Annotated in this window: 14 protein-coding genes; 13 read left to right on the forward strand and 1 reads right to left on the reverse strand. The window is 74.9% G+C overall.

Annotation, left to right across the window (positions count from 1 at the left end):
* Positions 1 to 34 precede the first annotated feature (34 nt).
* From ACS04_RS17495 to ACS04_RS17530, 8 genes are all read left to right on the forward strand, one after another.
* Positions 35 to 886: an arylamine N-acetyltransferase family protein gene (locus ACS04_RS17495; protein ID WP_048477563.1), complete on the forward strand. Its 852-nt coding sequence runs from the start codon at positions 35 to 37 to the stop codon at positions 884 to 886.
* A gap of 32 nt (positions 887 to 918) precedes the next feature.
* Positions 919 to 1,524, forward strand: a complete 606-nt coding sequence (locus ACS04_RS17500) for a YdbC family protein (RefSeq protein WP_030859610.1) — start codon at positions 919 to 921, stop codon at positions 1,522 to 1,524.
* A 72-nt stretch (positions 1,525 to 1,596) separates the two neighbouring features.
* A complete protein-coding gene (locus ACS04_RS17505; RefSeq protein WP_048477565.1) occupies positions 1,597 to 2,256 on the forward strand; it encodes a histidine phosphatase family protein in 660 nt (219 codons plus the stop codon).
* A gap of 11 nt (positions 2,257 to 2,267) precedes the next feature.
* Positions 2,268 to 3,185, forward strand: a complete 918-nt coding sequence (locus tag ACS04_RS17510; RefSeq protein ID WP_048477566.1) for an ADP-ribosylglycohydrolase family protein — start codon at positions 2,268 to 2,270, stop codon at positions 3,183 to 3,185.
* Positions 3,186 to 3,371: 186 nt separating this feature from the next.
* On the forward strand, positions 3,372 to 5,144 hold the full coding sequence (locus ACS04_RS17515) for a DUF4153 domain-containing protein (RefSeq protein ID WP_048477567.1): 1,773 nt from the start codon (positions 3,372 to 3,374) through the stop codon (positions 5,142 to 5,144).
* A 382-nt stretch (positions 5,145 to 5,526) separates the two neighbouring features.
* Positions 5,527 to 5,673, forward strand: a complete 147-nt coding sequence (locus ACS04_RS17520; RefSeq protein ID WP_158977316.1) for a hypothetical protein — start codon at positions 5,527 to 5,529, stop codon at positions 5,671 to 5,673.
* Positions 5,674 to 5,742: 69 nt separating this feature from the next.
* Positions 5,743 to 6,453 carry a ribonuclease HII gene (locus ACS04_RS17525; RefSeq protein ID WP_048477568.1) on the forward strand — a complete coding sequence of 237 codons (711 nt, stop codon included), beginning with the start codon at positions 5,743 to 5,745 and terminating at the stop codon, positions 6,451 to 6,453.
* A 59-nt stretch (positions 6,454 to 6,512) separates the two neighbouring features.
* A complete protein-coding gene (locus ACS04_RS17530) occupies positions 6,513 to 7,166 on the forward strand; it encodes a hypothetical protein (protein WP_048477722.1) in 654 nt (217 codons plus the stop codon).
* A gap of 178 nt (positions 7,167 to 7,344) precedes the next feature.
* Here ACS04_RS17530 and ACS04_RS17535 read toward each other — a convergent pair whose 3' ends face one another.
* Positions 7,345 to 7,977 carry a hypothetical protein gene (locus ACS04_RS17535; protein WP_048477569.1) on the reverse strand — a complete coding sequence of 211 codons (633 nt, stop codon included), beginning with the start codon at positions 7,975 to 7,977 and terminating at the stop codon, positions 7,345 to 7,347.
* Positions 7,978 to 8,345: 368 nt separating this feature from the next.
* Between ACS04_RS17535 and ACS04_RS17540 the strand changes: the two genes are divergently transcribed.
* The 5 genes from ACS04_RS17540 (at position 8,346) to ACS04_RS17560 (ending at position 16,924) form a co-directional block, all read left to right on the forward strand.
* Positions 8,346 to 10,505 carry a RecQ family ATP-dependent DNA helicase gene (locus ACS04_RS17540; RefSeq protein ID WP_048477570.1) on the forward strand — a complete coding sequence of 720 codons (2,160 nt, stop codon included), beginning with the start codon at positions 8,346 to 8,348 and terminating at the stop codon, positions 10,503 to 10,505.
* Positions 10,506 to 10,668: 163 nt separating this feature from the next.
* Complete coding sequence (locus ACS04_RS17545; RefSeq protein WP_053080808.1) at positions 10,669 to 11,928, forward strand: DUF4192 domain-containing protein; 1,260 nt, start codon at positions 10,669 to 10,671, stop codon at positions 11,926 to 11,928.
* 257 nt (positions 11,929 to 12,185) lie between these two features.
* Positions 12,186 to 14,153, forward strand: coding sequence for a glycogen debranching N-terminal domain-containing protein (locus tag ACS04_RS17550; protein ID WP_048477571.1), 1,968 nt, complete (start codon positions 12,186 to 12,188; stop codon positions 14,151 to 14,153).
* A gap of 69 nt (positions 14,154 to 14,222) precedes the next feature.
* Positions 14,223 to 14,969 (forward strand): NUDIX hydrolase, encoded by a 747-nt coding sequence (locus tag ACS04_RS17555; RefSeq protein ID WP_048477572.1) that lies wholly within the window; start codon positions 14,223 to 14,225, stop codon positions 14,967 to 14,969.
* Between the two features lie 116 nt (positions 14,970 to 15,085).
* The gene (locus tag ACS04_RS17560) at positions 15,086 to 16,924 is read left to right on the forward strand and encodes an ATP-binding cassette domain-containing protein (protein WP_048477573.1); all 1,839 of its coding nucleotides are present in this window, start codon (positions 15,086 to 15,088) and stop codon (positions 16,922 to 16,924) included.
* The last annotated feature ends 31 nt before the right edge of the window (positions 16,925 to 16,955 follow it).

Below are 16,955 nucleotides of genomic sequence, written 5' to 3' on the forward strand. Positions count from 1 at the left end.
ACGGCGCCTGGGGCGGACGGGAGACGGGGGAGACATGTGGAGCGGTGAACTGCTGGATCTGGACGCCTATCTGGCGCGGATCGGATACGACGGACCGGTCGGGGAGGACGGGGAACTCCGGCCGGACCTCGCGACGTTGTACGCAGTGCACCGGGCCCACACCGGTGCCATCGCCTTCGAGAACCTGGACGTGCTGCTCGGCCGCCCCGTCGAGCTGGACGTCAAGGCTCTGGAGGAGAAGCTCGTGCACGGCCGCCGCGGCGGCTACTGCTACGAGCAGAACTCGCTGCTGGCCGCTGCTCTGGAGCGGATCGGCTTCGAGGTCTCCGGGCGCGGCGCCCGCAACCGCACCCGGGGGGACACCCTGCTCGCGGTGACGCACGCCGTCCTCGTCGTCACCGTCGAGGGTGAACCCTGGCTGTGCGACGCCGGGTTCGGGCACCAGGGGCCGCGCGAGCCCGTCCCGCTGGCGCGGCCCGGTGCCGAAGTGATGCAGGGGGAGTGGACGTACGCCGTCCGCGAGGAGGAAGAGGGCATCCTCGCGCTGTCCATCCTGCGCGAGGGCGCCTGGCGGGACCTGTACGCGTTCTCCCCGCAGCGCTACCACCCCGTCGACTACGTCCTGCTGAACCACTACAGCTCCACCCACCCCCGCTCCGTCTTCGTCGGGCGGGTGATCGTCCAGCACCCGGGCGACTCCGTCCGCCACCCCGTCCGCCGGGCGCTCGTGGGGCGGGAGCTCACCCGTCTCCACGCCGACGGGCGGGTCGAGCGGCGCTCCGCCGACCCCGGTGAGCTCCTCGCGCTGCTCGACCGGGAGTTCGGGCTTCGGCTGTCCGGGCGGGATGCGGAGGAACTGGTGCGGATCAACCGCGCTGGGGACTGACCGGGGCCGCGCCGGGCCCGTACGATGGCGCGGTGCTGGTCAAGTGGATTCGCTGCACGGTGACGGACCGACGCGGGTTCGAGCGTGGGCAGCGCAAATGGGCGGGGCTGCCTGGCGAGCCGGGATTCCGGGGACAGGGCGGCGGATGGAGCCGGGGGCGGCAGGGGGTCGCGCATGTCTTCGCGTTCTGGGAGAGCCGTTCGTTCTACGACTCGTTCATGGCCCGCTCGCACGACCGGCTGGCCGCGTCCCAGACCGGGACCTACACGAACGCGCGGGTCACGCTCTTCGACCACCGCTTCGACGTGAAGACCGGCTTCGAGCCGCGCTTCACCGACGCGGACGTCGTGCGGGTCGCCCACACCCGGGTGCGGGAGGGGCGGGTGGACCACTTCGCCCTCATGCAGGAGAAGGTGTGGAATCCGGCCATGGCCGGCTCACCCGGAATGATTCGGGGCCTGTTCGGGGAGGCGCCGGGCCGGGAGTTCCTGGTCCTGTCGATGTGGCATGCCGCCGCCGAGCACGGCAAGTACCGCCAGGAGCGGGTCGAGCGGCTCTCGCTGCGCGCCCAGACCGAGGCCGACGTGGAGGCCCTCACCGGAGACGTCGTCGACCTCGAACCCTCCTGGACGGTATGACCGTACGACGATCGGCGGGCCCACCGGCGAGCCCGGGTGCCCGGCCCGCCGGCCGCCGCATAGGGTCGGGGGATGGCACGACCACGGCGCATCGTCCTTGTCCGGCACGGGGAATCGGAGGGCAATGCCGACGACACGGTGTACGAACGGGAGCCCGACCACGCCCTTCGGCTGACCGCCCGGGGCCGCGAGCAGGCCGCGGAGGCCGGAGTACGGCTGCGCGAGCTGTTCGGGGACGAGGCCATCAGTGCGTACGTCTCCCCGTACCGCCGGACCCTCCAGACCTTCCGGGAGCTGCGGCTGGACCCGGCGCGGGTGCGGATGCGCGAGGAGCCGAGGCTGCGGGAGCAGGACTGGGGGAACTGGCAGGACCGGGACGACGTACGCCTGCAGAAGGCCTACCGCGACGCGTACGGGCACTTCTTCTACCGCTTCGCGCAGGGCGAGTCCGGTGCGGACGTCTACGACCGGGTCGGATCGTTCCTGGAGAGCCTGTACCGCAGTTTCGAGGCGCCGGACCACCCGCCGAACGTGCTGCTGGTGACGCACGGGCTGACCATGCGGCTGTTCTGCATGCGGTGGTTCCACTGGTCGGTGGCCGAGTTCGAGGCGCTGTCCAACCCCGGGAACGGTGAATACCGGGTGCTCCTGCCGGGGCCGGACGGGCGCTACCGTATGGACCGCCCGTTTGAGAGGTGGACCACACCGGAGCCTTATGACCTGGACGGCTAAAGTGGCGCGGGATGACCGCTGACTCCGCTTCCGAACGGCGCTACGCACGCGCCCTGGCCAGCCTACGCGGGCTGGCCCTGGGTGACGCCCTGGGCTCCCAGTACTTCGTCCCCGTGAACTACCCCCTCCTCAAGCGCCGCGAGCTGCCCGCCGGCACCGGCACCTGGCAGTGGACCGACGACACCGAGATGGCCTGCTCGGTGGTGGCCGTCCTCGCCGCGCACGGGCGCATCGACCAGGACGCCCTGGCGAGCTCCTTCGCCCACCACCACGACTTCGACCGCGGCTACGGGCCCGCCGTCAACCGGATGCTCCGCCTCATCCGGGAGGGCGAGGACTGGCGCACGCTGGCCGCCGAGCTGTTCAACGGGCAGGGCTCGTGGGGCAACGGCGCGGCGATGCGGATCGCTCCGCTGGGCGCCTGGTACGCCGATGATCCGGAGCAGGCCACGCACCAGGCGGAGATCTCCGCCTACACCACGCACCAGCACCGCGAGGCGGTCTGCGGGGCGATGGCCGTGGCGGCGGCGGCCGCGCTGGCGGCGGATCCGGCGGGTCCGCCGAAGGCCGGCGAACTGCTGGACGGGGTGATCGCGCTGGTGCCGCGCAGCGCGGTGGGGGCGGGGCTGCGGCGGGCGCGCGACATGCTGGACTACGGCGATGCGACCACCGTCGCGGCGGTGCTGGGCTGCGGGCGGCGGACGAGCGCGCACGACACGGTGCCCTTCGCCCTGTGGTCGGCGGCGCGGTCGCTGGACGACTACGAGCGGGCGTTCTGGACTACCGCGCAGGTGGGCGGGGACGTGGACACGACCTGCGCCATCGTGGGCGGGGTACTGGGGGCACGGGGCGACGCGGCGCTGCCGGCCGCCTGGCTGTCCCGTACGGAGGCCCTGCCGGCCTGGCTGCCGGAGACGGCCGCGCACTAGGGGTGTCCGCAGCGTTCAGCCTGCCCCGTGTCGCCCCGGCTCCGCGAGGCAGGGGCCGTTGCGATTGTCACGGTCCTGCCACAGGGGCCTTCCCCGTGGGCTGAACTCGCATGTCACGGGCCTAACCTGTCCGCTCCGCCGCCGCCGTCGTGACGACGCGGGCGGCCGACAGGGGAGGGGAACCCGATGCCGGACCACACCGAAGGCGAGCCCGACAGCGTGAGCGGGGGCTCACCCGCCGATCCCGCACCGCCGGCTCCGCCGCGCACGGAACCGGGCGCGGCCGGGACCGGAGAAGGGGCCGGCGGAGCGCACCTGGCGGGGCGGGCCGGGGCGCCGACGTCCGGCCTCGCCCCGGCGCAGGCGGCGGGTGCGGTCCGCGGCGGAGCGCCGGACGGCTGGGATCCCAAGGCCTGGCAGGCCTACCAGGTGCGCCGGCAGCGGGCCGCCTCCGGTGCCTGGTCCGTCCTGCCGCCCGCCTGGGTCGAGGCCGTCCGGCCGGCTCCGGCCGCGCCCGTGTCCACCGCCGTGCTCCTCGCCGCCATGGCAGCCGGCCTCGCCTCGGGCCTGTTCCTCGGCGACGGGCTGGGACTCGGACTGCTGATGGCCGCCGTGCCCGCCGTCATCGGCGCCTACCTCGCCGCCCGCACGGCCCGGCGCCGCGCGCGGGCCTGGAGCGTGACCTGGGCCCTGGGGTGCGTCGCACTCCTCGGGATACCCGCGCTGCGCGACGCCGACTGGCCCTCCGCCCTCGCGCTGCTCGCCGCCGTCCTGCTCGGCGCGCTGGCCCTGCACGGCAGCCGCACCTGGCCCGGTGTCCTGCTCAGCCCGTTCGGCTTCGTCGACTCCGGCGTGCTCGGGATCCGCTGGGCCTGGAGCGGACTGCGCTCGCGCGGGAGCGGGGTCGACCGCGCCCGCTGGCTGCCGGTGGTCAAGGCCACTGCCGTGGCCCTCGTCCTGCTGGTGCTCTTCGGCACCCTGTTCGCCTCCGCCGACGCCGCCTTCGCCGACCTGCTGGACGGGCTCACCCCCGAGATCTCCCTCGGCGACGGCCCCGTGCGCGTCCTGCTGTTCCTGCTCGGAGTCGTCCTCGCGCTCGCCGCCGCCCGCGCCGCCGCCGCGCCCTCGCGCTGGGACCGGGTCCGGATCGCGTCCGGAAAACCGCGCTCCCGCATCGAATGGGCGCTTCCGCTCATCGTGCTCGACCTGCTCTTCGCCGGCTTCAACGCCGTCCAGCTCGCGGTCCTGTTCGGCGGCTACGACAAGGTCCTGGAGAGCACCGGGCTCACCTACGCCGAGTACGCCCGCCAGGGCTTCTGGCAACTGCTCTGGGCCACCCTGCTCACCCTCGCCGTGATCGCGCTCGCCCTGCGCTGGGCCCCGCGCGCCGGGGCCGGCGACCGCCGGTTCGTCCGCGTGGTCCTCGGCACGCTGTGCGCGCTGACCCTGGTCGTGGTCGCCTCCGCGCTGCGCCGTATGGACTTGTACGTGGACGCGTACGGGCTGACGCGGCTGCGCGTGTCGGTGGCCGCGATGGAGCTCTGGCTCGGGCTGGTCATCGTACTGATCATGGCCGCAGGGGCCTTCGGTGCCCGTCTGCTGCCGCGCGCGGTCGCGGCGAGCATGGCCGCCGCCGTTCTCGCCTTCGGGCTGCTGTCCCCGGACGGAATGGTCGCCGAGACGAACGTGGCCCGCTTCGAGCAGTCCGGCAAGCTGGACCTGGCCTATTTCCAGGACCTGTCGGCGGACGCCGTGCCCGCGCTGGACCGGCTGCCCGAACCCCGCCGCTCCTGCGCCCTGCGCGGGATCAACGACGACCTGTCGAGGCGCGGCCCGGTCCCCTGGTACGCGGTCAGCCTGGGCGAATACCGGGCCCGGCAGATCCTGCGCGAGCGCCCGGTGACGGCCCCCTATGAGGTGTGCCGGAGCCTGGGCACCTTCCACAGCCGCATCGAGTAGCGGCCGCGGGACGCCCGAGACGTTCGAGCTGTCGGTGCGGACGAAGATCGGCCAGGCCAGCGATGCCGGTGGGGGAGGCGGCGCTGACCATCAGGGCCGCGCCCGGTCGCCCTTCGGCCGCGGGCGCGGCCCGGGACTCGAACGGCCCGTCCTCGATGAGCCGTTGGAACAGCGGAGCACCGGCGGCTGGAACTGCGCTCACCCCCGATCGGAGAGATCGCAGACTGCGGATCGGTCCGGGACTATCTCCTCCGGTTGTGTCATTCACGAATGCGACCACGGGCGCGCGGGCCGGTTTCGCGACGTGGTCCGGGCCGGGCTGCACGAGCCCACCCCCTGCTTCATCACGGAACTTTTCCGGCTTGTGACAGAGGGGTGGGGCGTGCGCGCCGACATGGAGGATCCGCTCGTTACCGACGCCATTGTGGCCGTGATGATGTACCGCGCGAAGGTGTGCGGAAGCGAATGGGCGGATAGGGGCATCACGGAACTGACCGATCAGGTGACGGTGCCGCTGCTCACGGCGTGAGGCGCCGTACGGACTCCACCCGGGGCGGGGTGTGCAGGCGGCGCGGGGCGGCGTACCCTTGCTGGCGCCATGCCGTACGAAGCACCCACCCACACCGTCGAACGCTCCCTCCGTGCAACCACCGGCGCCAAGGTCATCGCCGGGGTAGACGAAGTCGGACGAGGGGCCTGGGCCGGTCCCGTCACCGTGTGCGCGGCGATCACCGGTCTGCGCCGGCCGCCCGCCGGTCTCACCGACTCCAAACTGCTCACCCAGAAACGACGCGACGCGCTCCTCGGCGTCCTGGAGGACTGGGTCACCGCCTACGCCCTCGGGCACGCCTCCCCGGAGGAGATCGACGCGCTCGGGATGACGGCCGCCCTGCGGCTCGCCGCGGAGCGCGCCCTGGAGGCGCTGCCCGTGCGGCCCGACGCGGTGATCCTCGACGGCAAGCACGACTATCTCGGCGTGCCCTGGCGGGTCCGTACGGTGATCAAGGGTGACCAGTCCTGCGTCGCCGTCGCCGCGGCCTCGGTGATCGCCAAGGTCAGGCGCGACCGGATGATGGCCGAGCTCGGCCGACAGGGCGGTGGATGCGCGGAGTTCGCCTTCGGGGACAACGCCGGATACCCCTCGCCGGTGCACCGGGCCGCACTGGAAGAGCTGGGACCCACCCCGTACCACCGGCTCTCGTGGTCGTACCTCGACGGGCTGCCCCGGTGGCGGCACCTCAAGAAGGTGCGGCGCAGCGAGGAAGCGACGGAGCTGGAAAACGGAGGCCAACTCGGCTTCGATTTCTGATCGCACCCACGTGCCACCGGCCGGTACGTTTCGTACCGGTGTTTGATAGACATCAACTCCTGCCTCTCACCCCCGAGGAGCCTCAGATTCACGAGAGTGCCCAGGGTCCCCGCGTCACGCCGGCCGCGAGCCGCACCGCGCAGACCCCTCGCCCCGTACCTGGTCCGCGTCCCGCCGCCGTTCCGCGGCCCGGGCGCCCCGGTCCCTCCCCCGCGGCGGCGAGCCGTACGGGCGGGGCTCCCCGGCCCGCACCGCCCGCGCAGCGAGCGCCGCAGGCCACCCCCGGACCCGCAGCCCCCACCGCACCGTCCGTCTCCGCGGCCGTGCCCCAGGTCCAGCTGATCCCGGCCTCCGCCGAGGGTGCGCTGGACGCGGCCGAAGAGGCCGTCGACCTGCTGCTCGACACCGGGCGCGCGCCGGGTGACGTCCTGGTGCTCACCACCGGCGACCCGCACCCGTGGGCCGCGCACGAGCTGTCCTTCGGCGAGGCCGCGTACTGGGCCCTGCACGACGCCGGGGACGACGTCTTCTACGCGGACGCGGCGCAGGCCGGGCGTGCCGCGGGCCGTCCCGTCGTGGTCTTCGCGGTCAACGGCGGACCGGCGGGCGCCACCGCCGCCGCCCTGCCGACCGCGCTCGCGCGGGCCGGCACGCTGCTGATCGTGTGCGGCGACCCGCAGCAGGTCAACTCCGTTCTGGGCACGGGCGTCTGACGCCCCGTGTCCGGCGCGGGCGAGGGGCGGGGCCGGCCGGACCGGCCCCGCTGAAGCCCGATGCCTGACCAGCCGTACGCCCGATCCAGGGTGTACGGCCGTGAGGGCTTCCCGCGTACGGGAACTATGCGCGGGCGGGCTCCGGCGCACCGGAGGGGAGCCGGCGTACGAGGAGCCCTCAGCGCGCGGCGGTACGGCGCCGGATGACCTCGCCGGCGCCGCCGCCGGTGCGCAGGCTCACCGCGGGGAAGTCGGCCACCGCGTCGCCGAGGCGCTCGGGTCGCGAGTGGGAGCCGGGATGCCGGCCGCCCCGGCCCTCGCCCAGCACCTGCCAGCCGCCGCGGGTCAGCGTGATGTACGCGCCGCAGCGCAGCCCGTGCAGGGTGCAGGCGTCCCGCAGCCCCCACATCCAGGCGCCGTCCTCCTCGGTCCACCGCTCGTCACCCTCGCGGCAGTACAGCAGCACGGCGGTCCGCACCGGGCTCCGGCGCCGCAGGTCGTGCGGGATGACCCGGCGCAGGGCGGCGAGCAGGGCGTTGCGGTACTCCCAGCCGTCGGCCGAGGACGATCCCTGCGCGAAGGAGGCGCTCGCGACGAGTCGCTCCTCGGGGCCGAGCACGGCGATCACCGCCGTCGAGGGCACCGGAGCGTGCCGGGAGTGCAGCCCGCTGACGACCTCGCGCGGGTCGCGCAGCAAGGGGACGCCGGCCGCCGTCCACTCGGCGGGTTCCAGCCGTCTGCCGTGCCGGCTGGCGATGCCGGCCGCCGTGGTCAGTGACGACGTCGAAGGCGGGGCGAATCCGAAGGTCACGGTCCTCCCTTCGGGTACACGCCCGCGGACGGGCACAGCTGTCGAGCGGGCGCGCCGCTGCGAGGCCCGGAAGAGCGCCGTCGAGCCGAGCGGGGGCAGCCCAATTCTCGCGTGGCCCGCGAGCATGCGGCAACGAGCAATTGGCGCCGCCGACCGGAATTCGCCGGTATGCCGTTCATATCCTTGCCCCGTCGAGCCGAAGATGACGCATCCGACTCCGGCCGAAGCGCCGGCACCAGCGGAAACACCCCTTCGGACATGAGGTCGAGGCCGGGTGGAGCGGGTGTCCGACCCGTGGACGGTCCGCGACGACCTTCTCACGGTGGGTGAATTGGCCGATTGTCCGTGCCATCCGGTTGCATGGGGGCATGGACAACCTGGAGCTCCGCACCGAAGCCGATGCCATCCTCGCTGAGCTCGTCGGCGCCCCCGGGAGCGGGGCGAGGCTGCGGGAGGACCAGTGGCAGGCCGTGGCCGCCCTGGTGCAGGAGCGTCGGCGGGCCCTGGTGGTGCAGCGCACCGGCTGGGGCAAGTCGGCGGTGTACTTCGTCGCCACCGCGCTGCTGCGCAGGCGCGGATCCGGCCCCACGGTGATCATCTCGCCGCTGCTGGCACTGATGCGCAACCAGGTCGAGGCGGCGGCGCGGGCGGGGATCCGGGCGCGCACCATCAACTCGGCCAACCCGGAGGAGTGGGACGCGATCTACGGGGAGGTCGAGCGCGGCGAGACCGACGTGCTCCTCGTCAGCCCCGAACGCCTCAATTCCGTGGACTTCCGCGAGCAGGTGCTGCCCAAGCTGGCGGCGACGACCGGTCTGCTCGTGGTCGACGAGGCCCACTGCATCTCCGACTGGGGCCACGACTTCCGCCCCGACTACCGCCGGCTGCGGGCCATGCTCGCCGAGCTCGCCCCCGGCGTCCCGGTCCTGGCCACCACCGCGACCGCCAACGCCCGCGTCACCGCGGACGTGGCGGAGCAGCTGGGCACGGGGGCCGGCGAGGCCCTGGTGCTGCGCGGCCCGCTCGACCGGGAGAGCCTGCGCCTGGGCGTGGTCGAGCTGCCGGACGCGGCGCACCGGCTGGCCTGGCTCGCCGAGCACCTGGACGAGCTGCCCGGCTCGGGGATCATCTACACGCTGACCGTGGCCGCGGCCGAGGAAGCCGCCACGTTCCTGCGCCAGCGCGGATTCCCGGTGGCCTCGTACACGGGCAAGACGGAGAACGCCGACCGGTTGCAGGCCGAGGACGACCTCCAGGCGAACCGGGTCAAGGCGCTCGTCGCGACCTCGGCGCTGGGCATGGGCTTCGACAAGCCCGATCTCGGCTTCGTGATCCACCTCGGCTCCCCGTCCTCCCCGATCGCCTACTACCAGCAGGTCGGCCGCGCCGGGCGCGGGGTCGAGCACGCCGAGGTCCTGCTGCTGCCGGGCAAGGAGGACGAGGCCATCTGGCGCTACTTCGCCGACACCGCCTTCCCGCCGGAGGCCCAGGTACGCCAGACCCTGGCGGCCCTCGCCGACGCCGGGCGGCCGCTGTCCGTCCCCGCGCTGGAGGCGGCGGTGGAGCTGCGGCGCACGCGGCTGGAGACGATGCTCAAGGTGCTCGACGTCGACGGGGCCGTCAAGCGGGTCAAGGGCGGGTGGAGTTCCACCGGCCGGGAGTGGACGTACGACTCCGAGCGGTACGCCTGGGTCGCCCGCCAGCGCGCCGCCGAGCAGCAGGCCATGCGCGACTACGTGAGCACCTCCGGGTGCCGGATGGAGTTCCTGCGCCGCCAGCTGGACGACGAGGGCGCGGCCGCGTGCGGCCGGTGCGACAACTGCGCGGGCGCCTGGGCCGACTCCTCCGTGTCGGCCGAGACCCTGACCGGCGCGACGAAGGAACTGGAGCGCCCGGGGGTGGAGGTGGAGCCGCGCCGGATGTGGCCCACCGGCATGGCCGCGCTCGGTGTCAGCCTCAAGGGACGCATCCCGGCCGGGGAGCAGTGCTCCACCGGGCGGGCCCTCGGCAGGCTCTCCGACATCGGCTGGGGCAACCGGCTGCGCCCGCTGCTCGCCGAGAACGCCCCCGACGGGCCGGTCCCCGACGACGTGCTGAACGCCGCCGTGGCCGTCCTCGCCGACTGGGCCCGCTCGGCGGGCGGCTGGGCCCCCGGGGTGGCGGACGCCTCCGCCCGGCCGGTGGGCGTCGTCGCCGTGCCCTCCCTCACCCGGCCGCAGCTCGTGGGTTCCCTGGCGCAGGGGATCGCGCGCATCGGCCGCCTCCCGTACCTGGGCACCCTGACGTACACCGGGGCGGACGGCGCGCACGCGGCGCGGCGCAGCAACTCGGCCCAGCGCCTGCGGGCCCTGGCCGGTGCCTTCGCCGTCTCCGGGGAGCTGACCGCGGCTCTGGCGCAGTCGCCCGGGCCCGTCCTCCTCGTGGACGACTTCTCCGACTCCGGCTGGACCCTGGCGGTCGCCGCCCGCCTGATCCGCCAGGCGGGGGGCGGACCGGTCCTTCCACTGATCCTGGCGACGGCCGGCTGACCTCACCAGCGGGTACGAACGAGACGGGTTCTGTGGTCATGGACCCATGGAACCCGGTGGCTGCGGCGTCCCGTCAAGGGGCGCCCCGGGCCTGTGGATGTTGAAGGTTCAAGAGTTATCCACAGGGCTTTCGGGATCCGACCGTCCGCGGGACCGTCGGGGCATGACGAACGACCGCGAACCACGCATCCCGTCCGACCGGCCCGCCACCAGCGCGTCCGGACCCGCCCATGCCCCCCGGATCACCCTGCGCAGCCCGGCCGAACTCGCCGACGCGCTGCCGTACATGCTCGGCTTCCACCCGACCGACTCACTCGTCATGGTCACCGTGCACGGAGAGGGCGGCCGCTTCGGCGGCCGGCTCCGCGTCGGCATCCCGTCAGCCCCGGCGGAATGGGAGGACACCGCCCGGCAGGTCGCCGAATGCCTGGTTCGGGGCAGCGAGCGGCGCGAAGCCAAACCGGACGGCATCGTCGTCTTCCTCTGCCAGGACCCGGCGGACGGCGAGAGCGCGCAGCGGGTGATGACCCGGCTGCGACCGCTGGCCCAGCGCGTCCGGCTGGCATGCGGCGCGCTCGACGTGCCCGTGATGGAGGCACTGTGCATTTCCGGCGGCCGGTACTGGTCCTACTGCTGCCCCGACGAGCGGTGCTGCCCCGCCGAGGGCAGCCCGCTGGCCGCGACCGGCACCTCGGTGATGGCGGCGACGGCCACCTTCGCCGGACTCCAGGTCAGGGGCTCGCTCCGGGAGATCGAGGGTCGCATGACGCCACTGCGCGGGGGAGCGGCGGCCGAGATGGAGCGGGCCCTGGACCGGGGGGCCGCCACCCTCGTGCCGAAGATCCTCGACGGGGCCACCCGCGAGGAGGTGGGCGCGGAGACGGTCACGCTGGCCCGGGCCCTGATGCGGCGGATGACCCTCGCCCCGCCCGTCGAGGGCGGGCCGGGAGCCGACGACTGGGACGACGCGCTGCTCGGGCACGACGAGGCCGCCACCGTGATCCTCGGCCTCCAGGACCGGGAGATCCGGGATGTCGCCGCCGAGTGGATGGAGGGCGAGGACGCGGCCCCCGCCCTGCGGCTGTGGCGGGCGCTGGCCCGTCGCTGCGTCGGGGCCTACGGCGAGCACGCGGCGGCCCCGCTCACGCTCGCGGGCTGGGTGTCGTGGTCCACCGGGGACGAGCCGACGGCCCGGATCGCCCTCGGGCTTGCCCTGCGCGCCGACGCCGACTACCGCTTCGCGCAGCTGCTCCACCACGCCTGCAACGAGGGCATCGACCCAGAGGGGCTGCGGGCCTGCCTCAGGGAGGAACGCCGGCGGCGGGAACCCCGTCGACGGCGTGCCGCCGCCACGACCCGTCCGCCGGGCCGCCGCACCCAGCCCCGCCGGGAGCCCCGGCCCACCGCGGGGAGCGACCAGTGAGCCGGGACCGCGAGCGCGACCGCGGCCCCGGCACGGGCCGGGGCGCCGGGAGGTGCTCGGGGTGGTTCCGGGGCGCCGCCGCGAGTGCCCTGCGGCTGAGGCGGCGTCACCGGCACGGCCCAGTACGGGCGCAGCCGCCACCGGGGCCCGTGACCCGGGCGGGGGCGGGGGCGTTCAGCTGGAGGGTGGCGGGGGCCCGGCCGCGCCGCCACCCAGCGACACAGGCCGGAGCGCAGACAGCCCAGACAAGGCGACCCATGGCTCCCTCCGTACCGCCCGCCCCCAGGACCGAGTTGCCGCCCGCGCACGGCGCCGTCATCTGCGTCGCCGCGCCCTGCCTGGTCATCTCGCCGGAGCACGGCCAGCTGACCGGGCGGGGGATCGACGGGATCTACCGCTCCGGGCGCCGACTGCTCTCGCGGTGCGTGCTCCGGGTCGGGGGTCGGGATCCGGTCGCCGTCCAGGGGCGCAGCCTCGGCTCCGATCGGGCCGCCTTCACCGCGACCGTCCGTACCGGGGCGGAGCCGGGGCCCGACCCCGACATCGGCGTGGAGCGGGTGCGGCACGCGGACGGCACCGAGCGGATCACCGTGCGCAGCTTCACGACCAGGCCGCTGCGGCTGCCCGTGGAGCTGCTCCTCGGCACCGACTTGGCGGAGCTGGCCGCCGTGGCCGCCGGCCGGGCCGGGCCCGAACTGCCTGCCGGGGTGCACGCCGCAGGGCTGCGCTGGAGCAGCGGGGAGGCCCAGGCCGTCACCGCCGCCGAGCCGGCGCCCGACGACGCTCTGGCCTCGGCGGGACTGCTGCGCTGGCAGCTGGAACTCGGGCCGGGCGAGTCCCGCACCATCGAGCTGCGGACCGTGCAGGACCGCGTGTCCCGGGCCCCGGCCGGGCAGGTGGCCAATCCGCTGGCCGCAGCCCGGGCCGAAGGGGACGACCCGCGGGTCGAGGCCTGGTTCCGCCGCAGCGTCGAGGACCTCGGAGCCCTGCTGATGCGGGATCCGCAGGAGCCCGCCGACGCCTTCGTCGCCGCCGGAGTGCCGTGGCGGCTCGGGCTGGCTCCGGCGGAATCCCTCTGGGCGGCCCGGATGGCGCTGCCGCTCGGGACCGGCCTCGCCGCGGCCACGCTGCGCACCCTCGGGCGGACTCAGACCCGCGGTCGGGGGCCCGACGCCGGGAAGATCCCCGGTCCCCTGCGCGGGGCGGGGCCGCAGCTGCCGCCCGGGTGCACGGGCACCGAGGCGACCCTCGCCTTCCCGGCAGTGCTCGCCGAGGCCCGGCGCTGGGGGATGCCCGAGGAGGAGGTGGCCCGGCTCCTCCCCGCGGCCGAGCGGTGCCTGCAATGGCTGCGCGGCGCCCTGGGGCCGGACGGCCTCCTGGCCGATCCCGATCCCGGGCCCCGGCGCTTGGAGACCCAGGCCCACGCCCACCGGGCCGCGCTGCTCGGAGCGGACCTGCTCGACGGGTGCGGACGGCCCGGCGCCGAGGAGTGGCGGGAGTGGGCGGCAGCACTGCGCAAGCGGTTCGGGGACGGGTTCTGGATCGACGGTCCGGACGGCGGGCGGCCCGCCGCGGCCCTGCACCCCGACGGGCGGCCGCTGCCCCGGCTGACGGGGGCCGCCGCCCACCTTCTGGACACCGGACTGCTCGGCGGCGGCCGGCTCGCCCCCGGGCTGCTGGGCAGGGTCCGCGCCGAGCAGCTCGCCCGCCTGCTCGGCGCCCCCGCCATGGACTCCGGCTGGGGGCTGCGGAGCATGGCGAACCGGGAGCCGGGTCACAACCCCTTCGGCCACCGCTCCGGAGCGGTGCGGGCACACGAGAGCGCCGTCGCGGTCGCCGGCCTCGCCCAGGCGGGCTTCGAGAACGAAGCCGCCGGGCTGCTGAGGGGCCTGCTGGACGCGGCGGACAGCTTCGGGTACCGGCTGCCGGAGATGTACGCCGCCGAGCAGCGCACCGCGGGCAGCGCGCCGCTTCCGCATCCGGCGGCCTGCCGCCCCGCCGCGGTGGCCGCGGCCGCCGGAGTGCATGCGCTGACCGCGCTCGCCGGACTGCGTCCCGACGCTCCCGCGGGCACGGTCGCCGTCGTGCCGCTGCCCGGGGCTCCGCTCGGCGCCCTGCGCTTCTGTGACCTGCGGGTCGCGGGGGAACCGTTCGCCGTCCGGATCAGCCGGCTCGGCCTCGGCATGGTGGAGGAGGCGGCCGATGCGCTCCAACTCGGCGGGTAGCCGGGCAGTCGTGGCTGCCGTGGTCACCAAAGCTCTGTTTATCGTCAGGCAGACGACTATGATCGCGGCATGTCGCCCTACGACCCGTCGGCCTATCCGCCCTTCGCTGTCACTGTCGACCTGGTCGTGCTCACCGTGCGGCGCCACGCGCTCTGTGCGCTCGTCGTCCGGCGGGGTGAGCAGCCGTTCCAGGGACGCTGGGCCCTGCCCGGCGGCTTCGTCCGCGGCGACGAGGACCTGGCCGCGGCCGCGGCCCGCGAGCTCGCCGAGGAAACCGGCCTGTGCGCCCACGACCCGGCCGAGCCGGGCGCGGACAACGGCGCCCACCTCGAACAGCTGGCCACCTACGGCGATCCGAAGCGCGATCCGCGCATGCGCGTCGTCAGCGTCGCGCACCTGGTCCTGGCTCCGGACCTGCCCGCGCCCCGGGCCGGCGGCGACGCCAACAGCGCCCGCTGGGCCCCCGTCGACGAACTCCTGGCCGCCTCGGACCAGGAGGCCGCGGGGCTCGCCTTCGACCACGCCCGGATCCTCGCCGACGGCGTGGAGCGGGCCCGCTCCAAGATCGAGTACTCCTCGCTGGCCACGGCCTTCTGCCCGCCCGCGTTCACCGTCGGCGAGCTGCGCCGGGTCTACGAGGCCGTGTGGGGCGTGGCCCTCGACCCCCGCAACTTCCACCGCAAGGTCACCGGGACCCCCGGGTTCCTGGTGCCGGCCGGGGGGACGACGACCCGTCAGGGCGGCAGGCCCGCCCAGCTGTTCCGGGCCGGCGGAGCGAACCTGCTCAACCCGCCGATGCTGCGCCCCGAAGTCTGACGCGTCGACACGGACGCGACCGCGTCCCAGCTACCCCGAAAATCGGACATATCGCGTTATCTTGCTTGCGGTACTCACATTGCCGCAGAGCGGTCTCACCCCCCGCGAGAGAAGCGATGCTCCAGGCCATCGGACTCACCAGCACACCCCGCCGAGACCTCCCACCCCTGGTGGACGACCTCACCCTAGAGGCCCGCCCGGGAACCGTGACCGCGCTCCTCGGCGAACCGGGCTCGGGCAAGACCACCGCACTGCGGCTCATGCTCGAACTCGAACCGGGCCGCGGTGTCACCTACTTCCGCGGCCGCCCGCTGCACCGGATCCCGCATCCCGGCCGTGAGGTCGGCGTGCTGCTCGGGGACGTGCCCGGCAACCCCTCGCGGACCGTCCTGAGCCAGCTGCGGATGCTGTGCGCCGCTGCCGGGGTGCCGGCCTCCCGGGCCGACACCATGCTGGAGGTCATCGGCATCGCGGGCCTGCGCGACCAGCGGCTCGGCTCCCTCTCGCTCGGCATGGAACGCCGGGTCGCACTGGCCGCCGCCCTGCTCGCCGACCCGTGCACCCTGCTCCTCGACGAGCCCGCCGTCGGACTCTCCCCCCGCGAACGCGGCTGGCTCCACGGGCTGCTGCGCGGGCACGCCTCCCTCGGCGGCGCGGTGCTCTTCACGACCGACGACGCCAAGGAAGCCGCCGGCAACGCCGACCGGGTCGTCAGCATCAGGGCGGGCCGGCTCATCGCCGACCAGGACGCGGCCGAATTCGCCCGGACCCGGCTGCGACCGCGGGTTGCCGTACGTAGCCCCCACGCCGCCCGGCTGGCCGACGTACTCGGCCGGGAGGCGCGGGCCGCCCAGCGCGCGGTGGAGATCGTCGAGGAGAGCGGCAGCCGCCTGTCGGTGTACGGCAGCAGCTGTGCTGAGGTGGGGGAGGCGGCGTTCCGGCACGGCGTGCTGGTCCACCAGCTCGCCGACGAAACCGGGGACGCCGGCGCGCCCTGCCCGCCCGTACCGCCGGTGCCCCAAGCGCGCACCGAGCCGGATGGCGCCGCCGCTCAGGCGCACGCGACCGCCGCCGCTCAGGCGCATGCGGCCGCCGCCACCCAGGCGCACGCGACCGCCGCCACCCAGGCGCATGCGGCCGCCGCCGCGCGCAGCATGCGGCCGGCCTCCGCGGTGCGTCGGGTGGGCGGACCGTTGCGGCCACTGCGCTACGAGCTGCGCCGCGTCTTCGGCACCGCCACGCCGCTGCTCACGGCGGCCGCCGTCGTCGCCGTCTCCGTGGTCACCGCCCTGGTACTGGCCCGGGTCGGCGGGACCCCGCAGAACCGGTTGCTCGCCGCCTGGCCGAAGCAGCTGCCCCTGCCCCCCGCCGCCCTCGGCGCCGGGCTGCTCGGCGCCCTGGCCTTCGGCGAGGAGTACCGCTACCCCGCTCTCGCCGCCGACCGGGGCACCGTGCCGCGCCGCATGGGCCTGCTCGCCGCCAAGCTGGCGGTCGGCGCCGCCCTCGCCCTGGTCTTCGGCGCCCTCGCGGTCACCGCCGACGCCGCCGCCCTGAAGCTCGTCTTCGACCGCGGCCCGCTGCGCGCGCCCGCGCAATGGGCTGCTCCCGCCGTGAGTTGGGCCGGGCTGCTCATCGGCTGCGCCTGGGCCGGCGTCCTGGCCTCCGGCGTCTTCCGGTCCGCGGTCGCGGGCCTGGCCGCCGTGCTCGCCGTACCAGTCCTCGTAGTCCCGCTCGTCCGCAAGGCGCTGGACGGGCCGTCCGCCTACGCGGCGAGCGGGCTCGCGGCCCGGCTGCGCGGTCTGGCCTGGGCGCAGTGGCCCCCCGAGGCCGACCGCCTGGTCCTGGGCGCCCTGCGGGTGCTGGCCCAACCCGTCGGGACGGCCCTGCTGTTGTCGCTGATGGTCCTGTTGTGCGCCTATGGGTTCACAGGACTGCGCAGTCGCGTCCGTTGGTAAAGGACCGATGGTGATCGCCGCCGTACCGGAG

It is taken from the genome of Streptomyces roseus, from assembly GCF_001044425.1.
GTDB classification, from domain to species: domain Bacteria; phylum Actinomycetota; class Actinomycetes; order Streptomycetales; family Streptomycetaceae; genus Streptomyces; species Streptomyces roseus.